Here is a 19,607-nt window from a genome sequence, read left to right on the forward strand (position 1 = left end):
CGACGGACTTTGTTAATCTTCGTCTGTTGGTTTCAAAGGAGGATACGATGCCAGCTTCAAAGATCCTGATGATCACCGGTGATTTCACCGAAGATTATGAAACGATGGTGCCGTTCCAGACGCTGCTCGCCTGCGGCTATACGGTCGATGCCGTCTGCCCCGGCAAGAAGGCGGGTGAGAGCGTCGCCACCGCCATCCATGATTTCGAGGGCAACCAGACCTATTCCGAAAAGCGCGGCCATAATTTCGCGCTGAACGCCACTTTCGACAGCGTGCGGGCAGAGGATTACGATGCCCTCGTCATCCCCGGCGGCCGCGCGCCCGAATATCTTCGCCTCAATGCCCACGTCATCAACACGGTCCGGCACTTCTTCGATGCCGGAAAACCTGTTGCAGCCATCTGCCACGGTGCGCAGCTGCTTGCCGCTGCCGGCGTATTGAAGGGCCGCACCTGCTCGGCCTATCCCGCCTGTCGGCCGGAAGTCGAACTGGCCGGCGGCGTTTATGCCGATATTGCAATCACCGATGCGGTCTCGGACGGCAATCTGGTCACGGCGCCGGCCTGGCCGGCGCATCCCTCCTGGCTGCGCCAGTTCATGGCGGTGCTCGACGCCGCGTCGATGCCTGAAACCAACGCCGCCTGACAAGGGCGGCACCGGGAGGACGATATGTGTGAACTCTTCATCAAAGCGGATGGGCGGCTATGGGAAAGCACCACCCGGTCGCTGCGCATCGACGGCATGGTCACCAGCGTCAGGCTGGAGAACTTCTTCTGGTCGAAGCTCGAGGAAATTGCCCGGCGCGACGGCATGAACGTCGTGCAGTTGATCACCCGGCTGCATCATGAGTCGATCGATGCCGGCCACGATCTCGGAAATTTCACATCCTTCCTGCGCGTCTGCTGCGCCCGTTATCTCGACCTGCAGCTCACCGGGGATATCCCCGTCGATGTCAACCGCCCGATCTCCGAGCTGGATGCGCCGGTCATCCTCGGCCGCGAACGGGAAAAATATCACTGAAGCCTGGCCCGGCGAACCGCCGATGACGCGGGCAGAGCTCTCCACGGGGAACTCTGCCGACAATCCTGGGATACCTGACCGTGGCGCAGCTGCACGGGGGGTTGCGTTGCGGCGCAGCCTGGATCAACAATGCGCGGCATCATCCAGCACCGGCACCGTCAGGAGATCGATTGCCATGAACGAGCAGAAAGCCGTGATCGTCACGGGAGCCGGCGGCAACCTTGGCAGCGCCGTTGTCCGCGAGCTTGCCGCAGGCGGCGCCAAGCTCGTCTGCATGAACCGGTCGAGCCAGGAATTGGAAGCCTTGGCCGGCGAGCTTCCCGCCTCCACCGAGTTCCTGTCGATCGTCGGAACGGAACTCACCGATTATGCTTCCTGCGCCACCGCTGTCGCCCGCGCTGTCAAGCGCTTCGGCGGGGTCAGCGCATTGGTCAATACGGTCGGCGGCTTCCAGATGGGACCGGTCGGGCCGGATGCGCCTGCCCAATGGGACACGATGATGACCGCCAACGCCCGCACTGCGCTGACGATCAGCGCTGCTGTTCTCCCGACCATGAAGGCAGTAGGCTATGGCCGCATCATTCACGTCGCCGCCGCCCCCGGCCTGAAGGCCGGAGCCAATCAGGCGGCCTACGCCGCTTCGAAAGCCGCCGTCATCCGGCTGACCGAGGCGATCGCTGCGGAAAACCGCGATCACCGCATCACCGCCAACTGCATTCTGCCCGGGACGATCGACACGCCCGAGAACCGCGCCGCCATGCCCAATGCGAAGACGGACGGCTGGGTATCGCCGCAATCGATCGCCCGCCTCATCGCCTTCCTGATTTCACCGGCCGCAGCTGTCGTTACCGGCGCGGCGATCCCGGCGACCGGGCGCGAATAAAGCAAGGCCTTGCACGTTTTATACGGTTACATGCCGCCCGGCTTGCGGTACGATTCCTTCTCATCGGAGGCGCAGGCAGCGGGCGGGGCGCGATGGTGTTGATGATCGCATTGCGGCGACATTTGCCGGAAGGCAGGTGGATTCGATGACCGACGGTCCCGCATTGCCCGCCGTCAGCGCCACCAGCCTGGTGCGCGAGGAATGGTTCCTCGGCGTCAGCGTCGCGACGAGCCTGGCATTTCTGGTTTTCCAGGAGCAGCTTTTCGGGCGGCTTTCCGATCCGCTTTGGTTCACCGTCGTTTTCGTGTGGCTGTTTGCCGTCGTCCTCGGCTCCGCCCTGTCGGTCGTGCGGCACGCGGATCATTTGGCGGAGCGGCTGAAGGAGCCCTACGGCACACTCATTCTGACGCTTGCCATCACCTCGATCGAGGTGATGGCAATTTCAGCCGTCATGCTTCACGGCGAAAACAATCCAACGCTTGCCCGCGATACGCTGTTTGCGGTCGTCATGATCATCCTGAATGGTATGGTCGGCCTGTCGTTACTGCTGGGCGCGTGGCGGCGGCCGGAACAGCAGCACAATCTGCAGGGCGCCAACGCCTATCTCGGGGTGATCGTGCCGCTGGCGACCTTGAGCTTGGTCATGCCGACATTTCTGGCAGGCCCGGGCGGACAGCATTCATCGGCGCCGAGACAGTTGATCCTCGGCATAATATCGGTCGGCCTTTATGCCACATTTCTGTTTCTGCAGGCCGGCCGCCATCGGGACTATTTCACCGACGACGGCAACCGTCACGAGCCTCACGGCGAACGTCTCCCTCACCATGGACCGGTCTGGCCTCATGCAATTCTGCTTTTTGCCTATATGGGTCCCGTCGTCTTCCTGGTCGAACAGCTTGCGCGGCCGATCGACTACATTATCGAAACCCTGCATGCTCCGGCCGCATTCGGCGGCGTTGTCATGGCCATCCTTGTCGCGACGCCCGAGGCTATCAGCGCCGTGCGTGCGTCCATCGCCAACAAACTTCAGCGCTCCGTCAACATCTTCCTTGGTTCGGTATTGTCGACGATCGGGCTGACGGTGCCGGCGATGCTCGTTGTCAGTCAGCTTTACGGGCACACAGTGACCCTCGGCCTGGAGGGCGGCGATCTGGTGATGCTCCTGCTCACACTTGCCGTCAGCATCATTACCTTTGCCAGCGGCCGCACGCATCTCATGCAAGGTGCCGTGCACCTGGTGCTTTTCCTGACTTATGTGCTGCTCATTTTCCAGCAATGACGCCAGCCCGGCGGCATCTTGCCGAACGAAACCGCCGCTCGAAGGCGGCGCTGCAAGACCAGGAAAGTAAAAGTCCGCGCCTGGTCTGTCTTCCGCTATGATGGCGGGCGCTATTGCACGGCTTGCAGGCAGTCGCAGTGGCTGCAGCACTCAAAGTACTACAGCGTCCTTTGCGCGTCTGAAAAGACGCGCGGCGCTGTAGGTGGCAATACGGAGACCGGACTTGGGCTCACTGTTGCTTGGCGGGCTTGTATTTGTGTTTCTGTCGGCCGCGACGTCGATAGGATTGATCGTGCGCGACCGCTTGCCGGATCATCATCTCAATGCGGAATCCAAGGACGTCATCAGGCTGGCAACCGCGGTGGTGGGAACCCTGTCGGCCCTGGCCCTCGGCCTTCTGATCGCCTCCGCCAAGTCGACCTACGACAATGCCGAAGTGGAGATGAGAACGGCGGCCGCGCGGGTGCTCCTGCTTGATCGAGTCATGGCCCAATACGGGCCTGAAACCGACAAGGCGCGGCAGTTGCTCGTGAATTGATCGAGAAACGACTGAGCCGCGGCTGGTCGGCCGATACCACCGACGAGGCATCCGGCACGGCGCTGGGGGAATATCAGGATATCGAGGCAGTTCAGGGCGACCTACGGTCCCTGACGCCGAGGGATGCCGTGCAGCGTTCTCTCCAGGCCCGCGCTCTTGAGGTAAGCGGCATGGTCGCCGAGACCCACTGGCTGCTGGTCGAATCCGGGAAGGAGGGTTTGCCTTGGGCCTTCCTCGCCGTTCTCGTCTGTTGGCTCGGTCTGCTTTTTGCAACCTTCGGACTGCAGGCGCCGGCCAATCCGACGGTACTGTCAATTCTGCTCGTCTGCGCCCTGTCCGTCGCCGGCGCGATCTTCCTGATTGCAGATATGGCCAATCCCTATGTCGGACTGATCCATGTTTCCGATGCACCTTTGCAATCGGCCATCGAACGGCTCGGGGAACCCTAGATGTTTAGTCCCGGCATTTGCTGGAGCGGATCGAGGGTAAAACGTTCGGGCTTTGAAGCCCATGCCTTGCACATGAACTCGCAGGGTGTGAGGCCCTTGAGGGTCTTGAGCCTGCGGCCGAAATTGTAAGCGGCGACAAAGTCGGCAAGATGTTGGCGCAGTTGATCGTGGCTTTCATAGTAGAAGCGTTTGACGGTGGCATCCTTGATGGTTCGGTTCATTCTCTCGACCTGACCGTTGGTCCAGGGATGTTTTACCTTGGTAGACAAGGATGCCCCATCAAAGCCTGGGATCAATGCATGTCGTCCGGAAGTGTGCAGCGGTTTCATCGCCTGTCTGTTCTGTCGCGCAGAAAAGCCAGAAGCCCGCTTGATGCGGGCTTTTTGGGTATTGCCTATTGAAGAGTTTGGTTGCGGGGGCATGATCGCACAGAGATTTGCAAAACTGGCTGAGATTGGAGACTGGAGCTACCAGCAGGTGAAACCTGCATCGACGTTGACTATTGCGCCGGTCATCAGGCTGGCGGCGCCCGATGCGAGGAAGAGGACCGCGCTTGCAACCTCCTCCGGCGTTCCCATCCTTCCCATCGGCGTGTCGGCCAGCCAGAGCGGAATCCGCTCGCGATTGGCTTCGACGGCCACCACCATCGGTGTCTCGATATAGGTGGGCGCGACGGCGTTTACCCTGATGCCGTGATGCGCCCACTCGGCGGCCAACGAGCGCGTGAGATGATGGACCGCCGCCTTGGAGACATTATAGGCCGTCTGGGGCTGAGGCCGGTTGCAGATATGTCCCGACATCGAGCCGAGGTTTACGATGGCGCCGCGTTTCAGCGAAATCATGGGACGACCGAAGGCGCGCGAGCACCAGAAGACGCCGTTGAGATTGACGTCCATCATGCGCAGCCAGTCCGCATTGGTGAGCTCCTCCGCCGGGATGCCATTCTGGCCAATTCCAGCATTGTTCACGAGGATCGTCGCCGGCCGCCCTGCATCGGCAAGCTCGGTCGCGATCGCGTCCATGCGGGCCGCATCCGTGACGTCGCCCACACGGGCTTCGACGTCGTAGCCCTTGTCGCGGAGCGCAAGTGCTTGCTGGGCATCGGTCTCGCTGCGTTCGATGACAACGACGGCAGCACCGGCCTCCGCCAGCGCCTCGGTGCAGCACAGTCCGATCGCACGCCCTCCGCCTGTGACCACCGCACGTTCGCCGTCGAGGCGAAATTTCTCTTGATAGCTCATGTTCGGCTCCTTCAGATGTCGAATGCGCTGGGAAGCACCACGATATCGCGGATGGTGACGTTGCGCGGCCGGGTCAGCATGAAGATGATCGCCTCGGCGACTTCCTTGGGCTCGATCAAAGCCCCGGCCTCCTTGGCCTTGCGAAGGTTTTCCTCCGGCCAATCCGCGAGCAAAGCGCTGATCACCGGCCCTGGAGAAACCGACCCCACACGAATGCCATTTTTCAGAAGTTGGCGTCGCATCGTCTGGACGAAGCACGTCATCGCCCACTTCGATGACGAATAGACCGGTTCCCACGGAACCGCCGAATGTCCCGCCACCGAGCTGGTGACGACGATGTCGCCGGTGCCGCGTTCGATCATGTGAGGAATGACATTTCGAACGTTTTTCATGACGACGTTCACGTTGAGATTGAGCATCCGATCGATGGAATCGAGGTCGGTTTCCATGAGGTCGCCTCCGATATAAGTGCCTGCATTGGCATGCAGAATGTCGAGTTTTCCCGTCTTCGACAGGACGCTTTCGAGTAGTCCCGCGCACTGGTCCGGATCCAGCAAGTTGATCACCAGCGGAATGGCGCGCTCGCCAAGCCGGGCGCAATTCGTCTCAAGGGCCTTCTCATCCCGGTCCACCAGCACGACCGTCGCGCCTGCAGCGAGCATCGCCTCGGCCGAGGCCAATCCTATGCCCGATGCTGCACCCGTGACCGCCGCGATCTTGCCATTCAATTCGTTCATCGGTTTCTCCTCCTGTCTTGATCCTGACTGTTAATTTTTCTCGACGCCGCAGGCGGCGTGATAGTCCGAAAGACTCTTCGTGACTCTCCAAATCAAAACCTGTTCCGGATCGAGCGGCGCATTTGCGAAATCTTCTGCGGCCGGCATATGCTGCCAAAACAATGGCAGCGGTACGGATTGCCCTCGAAGCGCCTCGCAAAGGCGCCGGACGGCATCTTGCGCTTCAGCAGACGCCCAATAATAGCGGATGCGGTCTGACAGCGAGTAGTGCCGCAGCCAGCGCATCTCGGCATTTGTCCCGTGGTAGTGGCGGCACCAATTGCCTGGCTGCTCGAGCATCAGCGCTTCCATCGCCGCATAGAGCGGACGCTGGCCGTAATCGGGCAAGAGGTCCGACGCGATCGCATCCAGCGCATAGAGCGCCTCGCGCAGGACGAAGGTCAGCTCGGGACCGACCTTCAGGATGGGAAACCCGTCCTCCACCAGCGCAGTCAACGGCCGGCTTCCCTGATAATCCGTCGAGTGAGCCTCGAACACGAATTGCGGCTCCTTGATGAGCACCGATTTCAGCGTGTCTATCTTGCTGCGGTCATACCGGACGACATTGTGATTGCCGAACTCGACGCCCGGCTGAACGACCAGCCCGATGGCACGTCCAAACGCTTGGCCGAGTCCTGCCTGCGCAAAGGTTCGACGATGGACATCGATCGTCTTCAGTGCCGCTTCCGCGGCCGTCGGTTCGATCATTGTCAGGGCATGATCGGCCCCGCCTGGCGGCGGCACTTCGGTGCCGATGACGTAAACCGGCATTGCGCCGCCGACCTTCTTCGCTGCAGCTTCGGCGACTGCTGCCAGCCGGGCGGCGCGATGGGCGGTGGTTTCGTCATCGAGCCCCACCGGCTCACCCTTGCAACCCATCGAGGCATCGAGGTGAACCTTGCGGAAACCGGCTTCGACATAGGCGGCAACCATCTTCTCCGCCTCGGCCATGGCCTCTTCCGCAGCGCGGTCGCGCCAAGGATTGGGACCGAGATGGTCACCGCCGAGAAGGACGAGTTTTTCGGGGCACCCCTCTTCCGCGGCCATCTTCATCACGAGGGACGCGAAATCGTTTGGCGTCATTCCGGTGTAGCCACCGAGGTGATTGACCTGGTTGCAGGTCGCTTCAACTAGGACGGTGCTTCCCTGTTGCTGCCCGTGCCGGAGCGCGGCGCGCAGCACGATCGGATGGGCGGAGCATACGGAGGTCACGCCTGTCGGGTGGCCTTCGATCCTCAGCTTGGCCAGTTCGTTGAGATGCACCTGCATCACCGCCGCCTTTCCGTTGAAGCTATGAAAGCGTCCAGTTCCTGCCGAGTGCCGGCACCTTCCATCGGACCCAGGACCATCACGTTTCGGGCGCCGGCGGCCGAGGCATAGGTTAACGCTTGCTTCTGAGACATTCCGAGCCGTCGGCAGGTGAGATAGGCTCCGCCAAAGCAGTCGCCGGCGCCGGTGGGGTCGACCTCCTGAACGACAAATGCCGGAGCGTCGATGCGGTCTCCTTGCCTGCCGAAATAGGTCGCCCCGTTGACGCCGCGCTTCAGCACGATCTCCTTGACGCCCATCTCGAACAAGCGACGGATCGCTTCTGCCTCTCCTTCGACACCTGCGGCACGCTCGAGCTCCTCTCCGGTCGGCAGAAGGAGATCGGCGGCGGCCACAAGCTTGGAAAACCGGCGCTCGGTGTCCTCGTCCAGCTTCAATTCCCTGCGAATGTTCGGATCCACCGAGAGCGTTCCCCCGCGTGCCCTGACGATATCGACCGCCTTTTCGATCACTTCGCGCGCACTGGGGACCGACAGAGCCGAGCCCATCACGTGAAGATGTCCACTTCGATCGATGAGATCGCCGACCGTTTGGGACCAGCCGAAACGCGCCGCCGCGGATGTGGCGATGTTGTAGACGAAATCTCTGGAGCCATCCGCGCGATAGCGGACAAACGCGCTTCCCGTGGGATAGTCCGCATCGATCGAAATCGCCGAAACATCGACGCCGTCGCGCTTCAGGCGGTCCGTATTGACACGGCCGAAATCGTCATCGCCGACGGCGCCGACCATGGCCGCCTTGCCGCCCAGGCGACCGCATTGCGAGATGAAGATCGCCGGCGCCCCGCTCGCGAACGGACCGACGAGCGGCTGGGCTTCGAGAAACCCGTCTCCGACCGTCGTGGCGACGATCTCCACAAGGATCTCGCCTACGCAAACCGTGGGACCAAGCGCATCCGGGGCCAGTGCTGAAGCCATTTGCAATCCTGCTTTCGATAGTTCTTGTCGTCAACTCGGCGCCGATTGGACCGGCGCACCGTCCTCGCTGCCGAACTCCTCGCTCTCCAATGACAGAAAGCGCTGGTGCAGCATGCATGCCGCCCCGAAGGCGGAACCGAACTCCGCATCATCGTCCACGACGATCTCAGGCGTGGGGAAAGGGATGTTCTGGCCCTCCGACATGTGGACCGCCACCCGGGCGGCCACCATCGGGTAGAGCGATGCCACGGAGCCGCCCAGTACGATCCTGTCCGGATCGAGCAGACGACAGGCTTGCAGCAATGCGTATGCGAGATGCCGCGACCAGCTTTCGGCGATATTGACGGCAGCCGGGACACGGTCACGAACGCCGCCGAGGAATTCCTGCAGATCCGCTTCCTCGCGTCCGACAGCCTCGCGATACTGCCTGATGAGCACCTCGCGACCGATCAGCTGTTCAAACTTCTGACCGCCGCTTCCCGGCACCAGGGTGTGGCCGATTTCTCCCGCCAGACCGTGGCCGCCGCGGAACAGCTTGCCGTCGATCATGATGCCGCCGCCGACGCCCGTTTCCATGAGCAGAAACAGGGTCACACCTGCGGCGCCATGACGATAGCTGTCACCGATCGCAAAGGCGTTGGCGTCGTTTTCGACCGCGATGGGCACGGCGGCCGGGAAAGCGGCCAAGAAGGCGGATTGGCCAATCTCCTTCAACGGTACGTCTCGCCAGCCAATGATGGGTGCGAGGGTGACAAATCCATCCGGCCGGATATGGGCCGGCGTCGATATGCCGAAACCTTTGCACTTTCCGATCATCCTCTTTGCCATCGCACTGACAATTAGCTCGACACCCTGCGCCATGGCCTCCTCCACCGTCGAGGACGGCGTGTCGAACGCCATTTTCCGACATGCCCGGACTTCGGCGGAAAGATCGATAACGACCGCTGATATATGCTCGACGCCAATCTCGATTCCCACGAAGAATGCGGCATCGGGAACCAGTTCGAGCATGATGCCCGGGCGCCCGGCACGGGAATGCTCCAGCCGCTCCTTGCCGCTCTCGTCCGACTCCTGAACGAATCCGCCTTCCGTCAATTCAGCGACGATCTCTCCCGAGGATGAGCGATTCATGCCGAGCTTCCGGGCGAGATCCGCCCGGCTGAGGCTCCCGTGGGCGTAGATCGTCTGCAAGGCGGCGACGATATTGTTCTGCCGGATCCTGCGCGGCGAACTTCCAATGGAGACGGTGTCGTTCATCTTGCAATTCCCTTCAAGTCGCCCAACCCTTACACGACTGGAACAGGCTGTCAGAAGGATAATCAGGGCCGCGCGTTTGTGGCGCGGCGGCGCTTGGCCTCGTCACATTTAAGCTCGATGTAGCGCTTCGCGTGCGCCGCAAGCGGATCATTATCCTCCCAGGTATCGCGCCAGATCGCGCAGGCGAGCGACAGGCCTTCGTCGACAACCGTCGTCGAGAAGCTTTCGAACACGATGTCGCGCTTGTAGTCGATGTCGAGCAACGCGTCGAAGATCAGATCGAAGTTGATGACGCCGTCGCCAAGGTAACCGCGATTGCTCTCGCCGATGTGGAAGTAGCCGATCTTGTCGCCGGCGAGACGGATCGCGGCGGCCGGGTTGGCTTCCTCGATGTTCATGTGGAACGTGTCGAGATGGAGACGGACATGCTCCGATCCCGTCTCGGCGATGAACTTGAGCCCCTGCGCCGTCGTATTCAGCAGGTTCGTCTCGAACCGGTTGACGATCTCAAGGACGAGGTCGACATTTGCCTGTCTGGCGATTTCGCCGGTCGCAGCGATCGCAGCGACGCTGTTGTCCCAGCCCTTCTTCGTCGGCTGGCGATTGTACTTGGTGTGCGCGGAATACAGAATCCCGCCGAGCTTGTTGCCGCCGATATCGCGGACCGCACGAATGGCGTCGGCCAACGTCTGCTTGCCAGCGGAGACAACAGATATGTCCTCGCTCGATACATCCTTGTCGAGCGGCAGACCCATCGTCACGCCAATCTCGACGTCAAGGGACTGGGCAAGCTTGGCCAATCGATCGAGGTTGAATTTCTCAGGGCGCAGATAGGCAAATTCGATCGTGCGATATCCGTGTTCGGCCGTTTTGTTGAGTGCCATCTCCAGCCCTTCCTGCGTTTGGCCGCCTGTCCATACAAATGAATGGATACCCAATCGACGCATGGCCTTTTCCTCCACGAAATGCATTTGATTACGGGCAGTGCTATGGTATTTAGTTTGGTTAGGCAACAAATAATTTTAGTCACCTGTTTTTTGCTGCCTTGCAAAAAGAGCTTGCATTGCAACATTTTATCTCGATCTGGAGTGCTCTGTGCTTCCTATAAAAATTAGTTTCCCCGAAAATCAATAGGATAGACAGAGCATTTGCATGTTTAGACAACAAATGTTGCGCTGCCGGTTTTTTTGGCCTACACAAAGCACCGGCGAAATGATCTCGCTGCACTCTGGGAGGATTGGAAATGAACTATGCTTTGAAGGCTAGCGCGCTTGCGCTGACGCTCAGCCTCGCCGCCACTGCTTCACCGGCTTGGGCCGACTTCTGGTCCGACGCCGGTGCTAAATTCAAGGGCGTGACCCTACACGGCGTCACCGAAAGCACCCCGCCGTCGAACTACATCAAGAACGTGCTTGCTCCGGAATTCGAAAAGAAGACCGGCATCAAGGTCGACATCGAGACGACGTCCTGGGATCAGATGTACGACAAGGCCATCAAGGACATGGAAGCCAAGACCGGCATCTATGACATGGTCTACATCGAGCAGGACATCATCTACTCCTATCTGGCCAGGAACTTCCTCGTCGACATCACGAAGACGCTGAAAGACCAGCCGGATCTGAAAGCACCGACCTACGACGACGCCAACTTCACCAGCTTTGCCGACTACTTCAAGGACGCGAGCGGCGATCTCTTCGGCGTTCCGATGGAAGCCTTCCTGAAGGCGTATCTCTATCGCAAGGACCTCTTCGACGATCCGAAGATCAAGGAAGCCTTCAAGAAGGAAACCGGCAAGGACCTGAAGCCGGCGACCACACACGCGGAATACACCGAGATCGCCGACTTCTTCACGAAGTACGGCAAGGACAACGGAATGGAGCTCTGGGGCACCACCGCTCAGGCACATACAGGCCATCCGGCGTCCTGGTATGAATTCTTCGAGTCCATCGCGCCGACCTTCGGCGTCTACAATTGGGGCATCGACGCCAAGAACAACTATGCGGCGACGGTCGAACATGGCGGCGCGATGAACGGCGACAAGGCGAAGGCCGCGTTGAAGTATTGGCTGCACCTGCGCGACATCGCTCCTCCGGAATCGACGCAGTCAACCTGGACGGAAACCGCAACGACCTTCGCCGCTGGCCGCGTCGCCCAGGGACTGATCTACGGTGAGAATGCCGCGTGGATCGCAAGCGATCCGGCGCAGTCGAAGGTGGTCGGCCAGGTCGGTTTCGCTCTGCCACCGCTCGAGCCGGGCGTGCTGGACGACGCGAAAGCCGGAAAGGGCTATATCGGCTATTACGATGGCGGTGCCTTCGGCGTGCCGGTCACGTCCAAGAACAAGGAAGCGTCGCTGCTGTTCCTCGAATTCATCGGTCAGAACGAAGTGCAGCCCGATTGGGCGATCGCCGCACCGCGCATCACCAATACGGCGACGTTCGACGATCCGAAGGTGAAGGAGATGGACGTCAAGCTCGGCGGCTTCTACACGATGCTGAAGGACGACGGCAAGCTCTTCGCCGGCGCTCCTCCCTATCCCTTCCATGCTCAGGTACGGGAAGCGACTGCGCCCATCTTCTACGACATCCTGACCGGCAAGATCGGTCCCGATGAAGGCCTCGACCAGATGGCGGCCAAGGCCGAAGAGGAGCTCACCTCGCTCGGCTATCGCAAATAAAACATCCTCCCCAACTGACGGGTCGTTCCGACGACCCGTCATCTTGCGCTCCGGAATGGAGCGGACGTCCACATAACGTTCAATGGGGGACAGGCGATGCATTCGCAGAAGCTCGGGTGGCTGTTGCTGTCACCGACCATAGTGATCCTCGGACTGTTCGGGATCTTTCCTTTCATCTACGTCCTCTGGGTCTCTTTCCATTCATGGAACCCGTTCGCGGCCAATCCGGGCATGATCTTCAACTGGGCTGAAAACTATCGGCGGCTCGTCTTCGACCCGCAGTTCCTGGCATCGCTCGGCATAACCCTGGCATTCGTCTTCTTCGCGGTCGTGTCGGAGTTGGCCCTCGGCTACATCCTCGCCCAGGCGCTGCTCAAGGACTTTCCCGGAAAAGCGGTGTTTCGCACGATCCATACGCTGCCCCTGATCATGGCGCCGATCATCGTCGGCTCAGTCTGGAAGCTGATGACCACCCCGTCCATCGGCATCATTCCCTATCTTCTGAGGAGCTGGTTCGGGTACGATCTGAATATCGGCCAGAGTGCTGTCGCGGCCTTCACCGTGACGGTGATCATGGACATCTGGCACTGGACGCCGCTCGTCACCCTGTCGCTGATCGCCGCCCTCGTCTCGCTTCCGTCAGACCCCTTCGAACAGGCGCAGATCGACGGCGCGGGCAAGAGCCAGATCTTCTGGCACATTACGCTCCCCCTGATCCGCCCGGCTCTGCTCGCCACGGTGTTCATCCGGCTGATGGATGCGCTCCGTACCGTCGACGAAGTCCTGATGCTGACCGGAGGCGGCCCGGGTTCATCGACCCGCTACATCGGCGTCCATATCTTCCGGGAAGTCTTCCCCAAGACGAATTACGGCTATGGTTCGGCAATCTCCGTCATCGTCCTCTACCTCACTATCGTCGTCTGCTGGCTGCTCTACGTCGGCTTGATTGCGCCCCGCGTGAAGAGAGGTTGAAGCGATGAAGAAGCAGAATCCCTGGCTTCCGGCCGTCCTGTGGACCCTGATAAGCTTTGTGACACTTTTCCCAATCTACTGGCTGTTCGTAATATCGGTGAAACAGCCCTTCGACCTGTTCTCGACGCCCGATGTCATTCTCCGGAGCTTCTTCTGGAAGAATTACCAGGACGTGCTGACCAATCCGACCTTGCGCGGATACATGCTCAACTCGATGATCATTTCGTCGGGCAACGCGCTCCTCGTGACGACGCTCGGTTTTTTTGCCTGCTACGCCCTGACGCGCTTCGACCTCGCCGGCAAGGAAAGCATCTTCTTCTGGACGATCACCAACCGCATGGCGCCGCCGGCGGTCTTCCTCCTGCCGCTCTTCCTGCTGCTGACGCAGGTCTACAAGATCGGCGACTTCTCGCTCGCAGATTCCCGGCTCGGCATGATTCTGGTCTACTGCTCCTTCAATCTTCCCTTCGCCATCTGGACGCTGCGCCCGACCGTGGAAGGCATTCCGAAGGAGTTGGATGAGGCCGCCTATATGGACGGCGCCAGCCCATGGGTCGTTCTCTACGACATCGTCTTTCCCTTGGCACGGCCAGGACTTGCGGTGACGCTGATCCTGACCTGGGTGTTTGCTTGGAACGAATACCTGCTTGCGGCGACGCTCACCAACTTCAATGCGCGGACGCTGACCACCGGCCTGTCGGAATACGTGACCACGACGGGGACGGCCTGGGGCATCATGGCGGCAATCTCAATGCTGACACTGGTTCCGGCGCTCATCGTCTTTTCGGTGGTGCAGCGTCACATCGTTGCCGGCCTGACTTTCGGTGCCGTGAAAGGATGAAGCTATGACGTCTCCATCAGGAAATGACGAACGCAAGCCGGGGTTTCTGCCGATCGAAACGAACTGGTTCGACCGGCTCTTCATCTCGGTGGTGATCTGGGTCGCGCTCTCGCTGTTCTGGATGCGCTTCATCGAGCCGTTCGGGCTTTCGGTTTGGTTTGCGGCAGCAATCTCGGCAGCCCTCGGCGCCTACCTCGTCTGGAAGGGATGATCCGATGAATCCGTCAAGGCCATTAAAACAAAAGCTGCGCTGCTTTAGGGGGAACGACATTGGCAAACGTACAGGTTAGCGACGTCACCAAGAAATATGGCTCTCTTCAGGTCATGCATGGCGTCAGCGTCGACATCGAGGACGGCGAATTCGTCGTGCTGGTCGGTCCATCCGGATGCGGCAAGTCCACGCTGCTGCGCATGATCGCCGGTCTCGAGACCGTCAGCGGCGGCGACATTCGGATCGGCGGCCGTGTTGTCACCAACGCTCCTCCGAAGGAGCGCGACATCGCGATGGTCTTCCAGAGCTACGCGCTCTATCCGCACAAAACTGTCGCCGAGAACATGGGCTTTCCGCTGAAGATGGCCAAGCGCCCCAAGGCGGAGATCGACGAAAAGGTCGGCAGGGCAGCTGAGATTCTCGACCTGACGCCCTATCTCGACCGTTATCCGAAGCAACTGTCGGGTGGGCAGCGTCAGCGCGTGGCGATGGGCCGCGCGATCGTCCGCGATCCGAAGGTCTTCCTGTTCGACGAGCCGTTGTCGAACCTCGACGCCAAGCTTCGCGTCACCATGCGGGTCGAAATCAAGGAGCTTCACCAGCGGTTGAAGACCACCACCGTCTACGTCACGCACGATCAGATCGAGGCCATGACGATGGCCAACAAGATCGTGGTGATGCGCGACGGCAGGGTCGAGCAGATCGGAAAGCCTCTCGATCTCTACGACTTCCCGGTCAACCTCTTCGTCGCCGGTTTCATCGGCAGCCCATCGATGAACTTCCTGCAGGGCCGCATCGCGACCCGCGACGGCAGAAAGGTCGTCGTCACCGACCAGGGTATCGCCCTTCCCATGGGAAATACAAATGCGGACGAAGGAAGGGCCGTTACGTACGGCATCCGGCCGGAGCATATCACGATCGGCGAGGATGGCGTTCCAGTCGAAGTCTCGGTTTTCGAGCCCACGGGTTCGGAGACATTGATCTTCGGCCGCACGGGAGGCGTTCCGATCGACGCCCTGATCCGCGAACGCATCGAGATAGATCCCGGACGGACGATGTATTTCCACATCGATCCCCGGCGTGCGCATATATTCGATCGGGAAACAGGCCAGAGGCTGTAAGGGAGACGACTGATGGAGTTCAAAGGAAAGACGGTCATCGTGACCGGCGCCGGAAAGGGCATCGGACGTGAAATCGCAAGGATGCTCATCGAAAGGGGAGCGCATGTCGTCGCTCTGACACGGAGTGTCGCCGATGTCGAAGCGCTGCGTGGGGAATCCGGCTGCCGGGCCATACAGGTCGATCTCGCGGACGCCGATGCGACAAGAGAGGCGGCGATCGCCGCCCTTCCCGCCGATTTCCTCGTCAACTGCGCCGGCACGACCGAGCTCCAACCTTTCCTGGAGACAACAGTCGAAGCATTTGACCGTCTTGTCGCGGTCAACACGCGTGCTCCGATGATCGTCGGCCAGGAATACGCCCGTTCGCTGATCAAGGACGGTCGTCACGGCGCCATCGTCAATGTCTCGTCGGTCGCCTCCTTCATCGGCATCCCCGACCACGCGGCCTATTGTGCCTCAAAGGGTGGATTGGATGGCTTGACGCGGGTCATGGCAAAGGAGCTTGCGCCTCGCGGGATACGCGCGAACGGCGTCCACCCAACGGTGACCATGACTCCGATGGCGGTAAAGGCGTGGAGCGACCCCGAGAAGGCCGCGGGGATGATGAAGCGAATTCCTGTCGGTCGCTTCGCTGAGCCAGCGGACATCGCCGAGATTGTCCTTTTCCTCCTCTCCGATGAGGCTGCCATGGTGAACGGCATATCGATGCCGGTGGACGGGGGCTATATGATCGCCTGAGGCATTCAGGATTCTCAAATCAGCTCATCGCTGATCGCTGATCGCTGAATGCTTGTCAATCAGCATCCAAAATTCACCCCTTATCGGCATCGAATTTTGACCCCCTTGGCGGGGTAAATCAGCGCTTGGCCTGCCCGGCGCTGGCCGGGGTTGCAGAGGGTAGGCCAAGTGCGGGTGATGATCGTCTTCGGCTTTAGCTTTGAGAGCGGTTCTTGAAGCGCCAGGACTCGTTTCCGGTTTCGACAATCTCGCAATGATGGGTCAGACGGTTCAGAAGTGCGGTCGTCATTTTGGCGTCGCCGAACACCGTCGGCCATTCGCCGAACGCGAGGTTCGTGGTGACGATGATCGACGTGCGCTCGTAGAGCCTGCTGATCAGATGGAACAGGAGCTGACCGCCTGCCTGGGCAAATGGCAGATAGCCGAGTTCGTCGAGGATGATGAAGTCGAGACGGTTGAGATAGTCGGCCGTCCGCCCTTGCTTGCCGCTGCGCGTTTCCGTTTCCAATCGATTGACCAGATCGACGACGTTGAAGAAGCGGCCGCGCGTTCCGTTGCGGATGAGAGCACGGGCAATCGCGATGGCCAGATGGCTCTTCCCGGTTCCCGTGCCGCCGACGAGAACGACATTGCGCTGATCGGCGACGAAGGTGCCGGTGGCCAGCTCCCGCACCAGGGATTCATTGACGGGCGTATCGGCGAAGTCGAAGTCGTCGATGTCCTTGGCGAGCGGCAGCTTGGCGATGCTGAGCTGGTAGCGAATAGAGCGTGCCTGCTTCTCGGCGATCTCCGATTGCAAGAGATCGCCGACGATGCGCGGCGGTTCGTGCTGCCGTTTGATGCGCATTCCATAGAGCTTCAGCGTGCTCATGAGTTCGAGAACTTGCGTGCGTTCCATCAGCTTGCCCTCCTGAGGCTGTCATAGCGTGCGCAATCGGCGACCGGTTCATGGGTCAGACGCAGCGCATCCGGGGTTTGCAGAGTTGCGGCCGGAGCCGGATCACGGCAGCGATGGAGAAAGTGCGCCGGCGGCTGAAGAGCGTCCATGATGGTGATCGGCAAATGGTCACCATCCTTGGCTGTGTTCCCACCGATGGGTTAGCGGCTGTCGATGCTGCCTGCCAGGAGGCTTTGGATCACGGCGTCTGTTCAGCCTCGGTGATCATCAACATTCTGGCCCGCAGCGGGGTAAGACCCATTCCCGGAACGGCGCACCATTGCGCAAAGCACCAGGTTTGCGAGCCAGAACGGGGACCTAATGCCAGGGATCGTAGATCGTCTCGCCACGGCCAAAGCAACGAGGATGCTCACCGACGTTCACGCCGTCCTGCCTGATGACGATCTTCTCGGCATAGGCATGAACCTCAACAGGGCGGCCGACTGCAGTCGAGAGGACGGAGTATTTGTTGTTGTCGAAGCGGACTGTGCAGGTCTTCGACACCGAGGCGGGAACGCAGTGGAAGCCATCGAACAGTCCAACGTAATGCACCAGGCTGCCGCGCTCCTCCTCGAACATCTGCCAGATCATCCGCTCGGTCTGCTCGGGATGGCGGTGTGCCTTGGCGTAGGCGATGCATTTGTCGAGCAGCCAGACATTCAGCTCATCCAGACTTTTGACCCGCAGGCGCGGTGTGAAGAAGCGCTCGCGCACCAGACCGACCTGGTTCTCGACCTGTCCCTTCTCCCAACCGGATGCGGGCGTGCAGGCAACGGGGTGAACGAGATAGTGGCTGCACATCTGCAGGAAGCGACGATTGTATTGTCGCTCCTTGCCGACGAACACCGTCTCGACCGCAGTCTTCATGTTGTCGTAGATGCCGCGCGTGCAGGTGCCACGGAAGAAGGCGAAGGCCTTGTCATGGGCATCGAACACCATCTCCTGGCTCTCACGCATAGGCTCGGGCGAACATCATCCGGCTGTGGCAGAGCCGGACGTGCGCGACCTTCACGGTCGTCGTCACCCCGTTGACCAGAATGATCTCGTGGCTCCAGTCGAACTGGTAGGCTTCGCCTGGCGCGTAATAGAGGGGCACATAGGCTTCCGCCGTCACGGCTCCCCGGTTCTTCGCCCAGGTCTTGGCATATCGCCGGATCGCGTCATAACTGCCATCGTAGCCGAGTGCCCGAACCTCCTCGTAAATCCGGATCAGCGTTAGCCGTTCACGCGACGGCTTGCCCTCATTGGCTGTCAGAAACCGCTCGATCTCGGCCTTCCACGCTCCGATCCTTGGCAGCGGTTGTCGCTCGCGTTCATAGGAAAAATCGGTCTCGTCGGAGCGCAGTATCTTGCGAACCGTGTTGCGCGACACGTGGAGTTCCCGGACGATCTTCTTCACCGACCAGCCCTGCACATGGAAGGCCCGTCGAACACGTGCAATCGTATCCACTCGCTTCAACTCCCGCTCCATCCGCAGTCAAAAGCCGGATGGTCAGATGAAATCTGAGGGGGGTCAAAATTGGACGCCGATTACCCCGCCAAGGGGGTCAAATTTGCACGCCGAAACACACTTCATTCCACCATCACTTCCGCGTGGTCACATCGCTGTCTCCGCTCCAGTTCCAGAAGCAACTGCGCCTCATCGAGGCGCGGCGGATGATGATCTCTGAAGGCGCACCGATCAGCAACGCGGCCTACGCCGTCGGCTACGAGAGCGTCCCCCAGTTCACGCGCGAATATGGCCGGTTGTTTGGGTCATCACCCGCGCGAGATGTACGGGAAAGTTTCGGCAGACCCAGGTCGCGGCATGAGACCGCCATCACCCCAACTTCGACACACCTTTCTATGCACCGTCTTGGGTCACGTCGGAGCGCCGCCCGAGAGCTGAAAATGGGGAATGTGCACATAGCGCTATTCCGCCTTATGCTTCGACGGTGGCACACCGAATACGCGCCGATATTCTCGTGAGAATTGAGATGGGCTCGAATACCCAACTTCGAAACCGGCGCTGGCGGCATCCAGATCTTCACTCAACATCAGGCGCCGCGCTTGCTGCAGTCTCAACTGCGTGCGAAATTCCACCGGGCGCAACATCGTGATAGCCTTGAACCGCGCGTGAAAGGCCGACCGGCTCATGGTGGCGACCTCGGCGGCATCCTCCACCGAACAATTTTCGCGAAAATGATCTCGCATCCAGACGATCGCGCGATTTGTTTCAGCGGGAGGGTAGGATTTGAACCGTTCAATGCGTCGGCTTTGCCGTCTTGCGGGGGTGCGTTCACTTCGACGCTCTACCAGAAACGCCAAAAGCCCGCACGAAGCGGGCTTTTTGGCTATTGCCTATTGAAGAGTTTGGTTGCGGGGGCAGGATTTGAACCTGCGGCCTTCAGGTTATGAGCCTGACGAGCTACCGGGCTGCTCC

General features: G+C 60.3%; 18 protein-coding genes and 4 pseudogenes. 12 read left to right on the forward strand and 10 right to left on the reverse strand.

Going from position 1 to position 19,607, the window contains the following annotated elements; genetic code table 11:
• The first annotated feature begins 47 nt into the window (after positions 1–47).
• From K6M89_RS29350 to K6M89_RS29370, 5 genes and pseudogenes are all read left to right on the forward strand, one after another.
• Positions 48–644 carry a DJ-1/PfpI family protein gene (locus K6M89_RS29350; RefSeq protein ID WP_222141780.1) on the forward strand — a complete coding sequence of 199 codons (597 nt, stop codon included), beginning with the start codon at positions 48–50 and terminating at the stop codon, positions 642–644.
• 24 nt (positions 645–668) lie between these two features.
• A complete protein-coding gene (locus tag K6M89_RS29355; RefSeq protein WP_222141781.1) occupies positions 669–1,019 on the forward strand; it encodes a ribbon-helix-helix domain-containing protein in 351 nt (116 codons plus the stop codon).
• Between the two features lie 175 nt (positions 1,020–1,194).
• The gene (locus K6M89_RS29360; RefSeq protein ID WP_222141782.1) at positions 1,195–1,902 is read left to right on the forward strand and encodes an SDR family NAD(P)-dependent oxidoreductase; all 708 of its coding nucleotides are present in this window, start codon (positions 1,195–1,197) and stop codon (positions 1,900–1,902) included.
• A gap of 145 nt (positions 1,903–2,047) precedes the next feature.
• Positions 2,048–3,181 (forward strand): calcium:cation antiporter, encoded by a 1,134-nt coding sequence (locus K6M89_RS29365; RefSeq protein WP_222141783.1) that lies wholly within the window; start codon positions 2,048–2,050, stop codon positions 3,179–3,181.
• Positions 3,182–3,404: 223 nt separating this feature from the next.
• Positions 3,405–4,168 (forward strand): annotated as a pseudogene (locus K6M89_RS29370) (bestrophin-like domain).
• Here K6M89_RS29370 and K6M89_RS29375 read toward each other — a convergent pair.
• From K6M89_RS29375 to K6M89_RS29405, 7 genes and pseudogenes are all read right to left on the reverse strand, one after another.
• Positions 4,165–4,431 (reverse strand): annotated as a pseudogene (locus K6M89_RS29375) (integrase core domain-containing protein); the annotation flags it as partial. The pseudogenes K6M89_RS29370 and K6M89_RS29375 overlap by 4 nt on opposite strands.
• A 204-nt stretch (positions 4,432–4,635) precedes the next feature.
• The gene (locus K6M89_RS29380; protein ID WP_222141784.1) at positions 4,636–5,409 is read right to left on the reverse strand and encodes an SDR family NAD(P)-dependent oxidoreductase; all 774 of its coding nucleotides are present in this window, start codon (positions 5,407–5,409) and stop codon (positions 4,636–4,638) included.
• A gap of 11 nt (positions 5,410–5,420) precedes the next feature.
• Positions 5,421–6,146, reverse strand: a complete 726-nt coding sequence (locus tag K6M89_RS29385; protein WP_222141785.1) for an SDR family oxidoreductase — start codon at positions 6,144–6,146, stop codon at positions 5,421–5,423.
• Positions 6,147–6,176: 30 nt separating this feature from the next.
• Entirely contained in the window at positions 6,177–7,454 is a 1,278-nt protein-coding gene (locus K6M89_RS29390) for a D-tagatose-bisphosphate aldolase, class II, non-catalytic subunit (protein ID WP_222141786.1), read from the reverse strand.
• The gene (locus K6M89_RS29395) at positions 7,454–8,431 is read right to left on the reverse strand and encodes a tagatose kinase (RefSeq protein ID WP_222141787.1); all 978 of its coding nucleotides are present in this window, start codon (positions 8,429–8,431) and stop codon (positions 7,454–7,456) included. Before K6M89_RS29395 ends, K6M89_RS29390 begins: the two co-directional genes overlap by 1 nt.
• 30 nt (positions 8,432–8,461) lie before the next feature.
• Entirely contained in the window at positions 8,462–9,688 is a 1,227-nt protein-coding gene (locus K6M89_RS29400) for an ROK family transcriptional regulator (RefSeq protein WP_222141788.1), read from the reverse strand.
• Positions 9,689–9,750: 62 nt separating this feature from the next.
• The gene (locus K6M89_RS29405; protein ID WP_222141789.1) at positions 9,751–10,635 is read right to left on the reverse strand and encodes a sugar phosphate isomerase/epimerase family protein; all 885 of its coding nucleotides are present in this window, start codon (positions 10,633–10,635) and stop codon (positions 9,751–9,753) included.
• Between the two features lie 296 nt (positions 10,636–10,931).
• Between K6M89_RS29405 and K6M89_RS29410 the strand changes: the two genes are divergently transcribed.
• The 6 genes from K6M89_RS29410 (at position 10,932) to K6M89_RS29435 (ending at position 16,248) form a co-directional block, all read left to right on the forward strand.
• Complete coding sequence (locus tag K6M89_RS29410) at positions 10,932–12,365, forward strand: extracellular solute-binding protein (protein WP_097583472.1); 1,434 nt, start codon at positions 10,932–10,934, stop codon at positions 12,363–12,365.
• Between the two features lie 96 nt (positions 12,366–12,461).
• Positions 12,462–13,337, forward strand: coding sequence for a carbohydrate ABC transporter permease (locus tag K6M89_RS29415; RefSeq protein ID WP_222141790.1), 876 nt, complete (start codon positions 12,462–12,464; stop codon positions 13,335–13,337).
• Between the two features lie 4 nt (positions 13,338–13,341).
• Positions 13,342–14,178 (forward strand): carbohydrate ABC transporter permease, encoded by an 837-nt coding sequence (locus K6M89_RS29420; RefSeq protein WP_064684739.1) that lies wholly within the window; start codon positions 13,342–13,344, stop codon positions 14,176–14,178.
• 4 nt (positions 14,179–14,182) lie between these two features.
• On the forward strand, positions 14,183–14,389 hold the full coding sequence (locus tag K6M89_RS29425) for a DUF2160 family membrane protein (protein WP_097583474.1): 207 nt from the start codon (positions 14,183–14,185) through the stop codon (positions 14,387–14,389).
• Positions 14,390–14,448: 59 nt separating this feature from the next.
• Positions 14,449–15,510: an ABC transporter ATP-binding protein gene (locus K6M89_RS29430; protein ID WP_097583476.1), complete on the forward strand. Its 1,062-nt coding sequence runs from the start codon at positions 14,449–14,451 to the stop codon at positions 15,508–15,510.
• Positions 15,511–15,522: 12 nt separating this feature from the next.
• Positions 15,523–16,248, forward strand: coding sequence for an SDR family oxidoreductase (locus tag K6M89_RS29435; RefSeq protein ID WP_222141791.1), 726 nt, complete (start codon positions 15,523–15,525; stop codon positions 16,246–16,248).
• Between the two features lie 193 nt (positions 16,249–16,441).
• Here K6M89_RS29435 and istB read toward each other — a convergent pair whose 3' ends face one another.
• Entirely contained in the window at positions 16,442–17,146 is a 705-nt protein-coding gene (gene istB, locus K6M89_RS29440) for an IS21-like element helper ATPase IstB (RefSeq protein WP_222141792.1), read from the reverse strand.
• Positions 17,146–18,644: pseudogene (gene istA, locus K6M89_RS29445) on the reverse strand (IS21 family transposase). The gene istB and the pseudogene istA overlap by 1 nt, the downstream one beginning before the upstream one ends.
• Positions 18,645–18,754: 110 nt before the next feature.
• On the opposite strand from istA, the pseudogene K6M89_RS31370 reads away from it, so the two are divergent.
• Positions 18,755–18,979: pseudogene (locus K6M89_RS31370) on the forward strand (helix-turn-helix domain-containing protein); the annotation flags it as partial.
• Positions 18,980–19,096: 117 nt separating this feature from the next.
• On the opposite strand, the gene K6M89_RS29455 reads toward K6M89_RS31370, so the two are convergent.
• Complete coding sequence (locus K6M89_RS29455) at positions 19,097–19,378, reverse strand: helix-turn-helix transcriptional regulator (protein ID WP_246642721.1); 282 nt, start codon at positions 19,376–19,378, stop codon at positions 19,097–19,099.
• Between the last annotated feature and the right edge of the window lie 229 nt (positions 19,379–19,607).

Origin of the sequence: Rhizobium croatiense (assembly GCF_019793465.1) — a bacterium.
Classification (GTDB): Bacteria; Pseudomonadota; Alphaproteobacteria; order Rhizobiales; family Rhizobiaceae; genus Rhizobium; species Rhizobium croatiense.

What these genes read in the sequence shown, in the direction of transcription:
- K6M89_RS29355 (WP_222141781.1), top strand. Translation starts at nt 669, where the DNA reads ATGTGTGAACTCTTCATCAAAGCGGATGGGCGGCTATGGGAAAGCACC.
- K6M89_RS29405 (WP_222141789.1), bottom strand. Translation starts at nt 10,635, where the DNA reads ATGCGTCGATTGGGTATCCATTCATTTGTATGGACAGGCGGCCAAACG.
- istB (WP_222141792.1), bottom strand. Translation starts at nt 17,146, where the DNA reads ATGGAACGCACGCAAGTTCTCGAACTCATGAGCACGCTGAAGCTCTAT.
- K6M89_RS29455 (WP_246642721.1), bottom strand. Translation starts at nt 19,378, where the DNA reads ATGCGAGATCATTTTCGCGAAAATTGTTCGGTGGAGGATGCCGCCGAG.
- K6M89_RS29350 (WP_222141780.1), top strand. Translation starts at nt 48, where the DNA reads ATGCCAGCTTCAAAGATCCTGATGATCACCGGTGATTTCACCGAAGAT.
- K6M89_RS29435 (WP_222141791.1), top strand. Translation starts at nt 15,523, where the DNA reads ATGGAGTTCAAAGGAAAGACGGTCATCGTGACCGGCGCCGGAAAGGGC.
- K6M89_RS29360 (WP_222141782.1), top strand. Translation starts at nt 1,195, where the DNA reads ATGAACGAGCAGAAAGCCGTGATCGTCACGGGAGCCGGCGGCAACCTT.
- K6M89_RS29395 (WP_222141787.1), bottom strand. Translation starts at nt 8,431, where the DNA reads ATGGCTTCAGCACTGGCCCCGGATGCGCTTGGTCCCACGGTTTGCGTA.
- K6M89_RS29390 (WP_222141786.1), bottom strand. Translation starts at nt 7,454, where the DNA reads ATGCAGGTGCATCTCAACGAACTGGCCAAGCTGAGGATCGAAGGCCAC.
- K6M89_RS29420 (WP_064684739.1), top strand. Translation starts at nt 13,342, where the DNA reads ATGAAGAAGCAGAATCCCTGGCTTCCGGCCGTCCTGTGGACCCTGATA.
- K6M89_RS29365 (WP_222141783.1), top strand. Translation starts at nt 2,048, where the DNA reads ATGACCGACGGTCCCGCATTGCCCGCCGTCAGCGCCACCAGCCTGGTG.
- K6M89_RS29415 (WP_222141790.1), top strand. Translation starts at nt 12,462, where the DNA reads ATGCATTCGCAGAAGCTCGGGTGGCTGTTGCTGTCACCGACCATAGTG.
- K6M89_RS29400 (WP_222141788.1), bottom strand. Translation starts at nt 9,688, where the DNA reads ATGAACGACACCGTCTCCATTGGAAGTTCGCCGCGCAGGATCCGGCAG.
- K6M89_RS29380 (WP_222141784.1), bottom strand. Translation starts at nt 5,409, where the DNA reads ATGAGCTATCAAGAGAAATTTCGCCTCGACGGCGAACGTGCGGTGGTC.
- K6M89_RS29425 (WP_097583474.1), top strand. Translation starts at nt 14,183, where the DNA reads ATGACGTCTCCATCAGGAAATGACGAACGCAAGCCGGGGTTTCTGCCG.
- K6M89_RS29410 (WP_097583472.1), top strand. Translation starts at nt 10,932, where the DNA reads ATGAACTATGCTTTGAAGGCTAGCGCGCTTGCGCTGACGCTCAGCCTC.
- K6M89_RS29385 (WP_222141785.1), bottom strand. Translation starts at nt 6,146, where the DNA reads ATGAACGAATTGAATGGCAAGATCGCGGCGGTCACGGGTGCAGCATCG.